Annotated in this window: 1 protein-coding gene; it reads left to right on the top strand. The window is 73.7% G+C overall.

The window, feature by feature from the left end; genetic code table 11:
- On the top strand, positions 1-486 hold a 486-nt coding region (locus tag DMH08_RS39835; protein ID WP_148108684.1), incomplete at both ends, for a beta-ketoacyl synthase N-terminal-like domain-containing protein.

The following is a 486-nucleotide window of genomic DNA, read 5'->3' as shown; positions in this document are numbered from 1 at the left end:
ACCGGCCCCGAGGACCTGTGGCGCATGGTCGCCGAGGGCCGCGAAGGCATGACGCCCTTCCCCGACGACCGGGGCTGGGACCTGGACAACCTGTTCGACCCCGACCCCGACCGTCCCGGCACCTCCTCCACCGGTCAGGGCGGCTTCCTGCGCGGCGCCGGGCTGTTCGACGCGCAGTTCTTCGGGATCTCGCCGCGCGAGGCGCTCGCGATGGACCCGCAGCAGCGGCTCCTGCTGGAGACCTCGTGGGAGGCGCTGGAACGCGTCGGCGTCGACCCGGCCTCCCTGAAGGGCACCGACGTCGGCGTGTTCACCGGCGTGTCCAGCCAGGGCTACGGGATGGGCGCGGACGCGGCGGACATGGAGGGCTACGCGAGCACGGCGGCGGCCTCCAGCGTGGCGTCCGGCCGGGTGGCGTACGTGTTCGGGTTCGAGGGCCCGGCCGTCACGATCGACACCGCGTGCTCGTCCTCCCTCGTCGCGATG

It is taken from the genome of Actinomadura sp. WAC 06369 (assembly GCF_003947565.1).
Taxonomy (GTDB): domain Bacteria; phylum Actinomycetota; class Actinomycetes; order Streptosporangiales; family Streptosporangiaceae; genus Spirillospora; species Spirillospora rifamycini.
The sequence above is the reverse complement of the archived record's forward strand: the minus strand, read 5'-3'. Positions and strand labels throughout refer to the sequence as shown.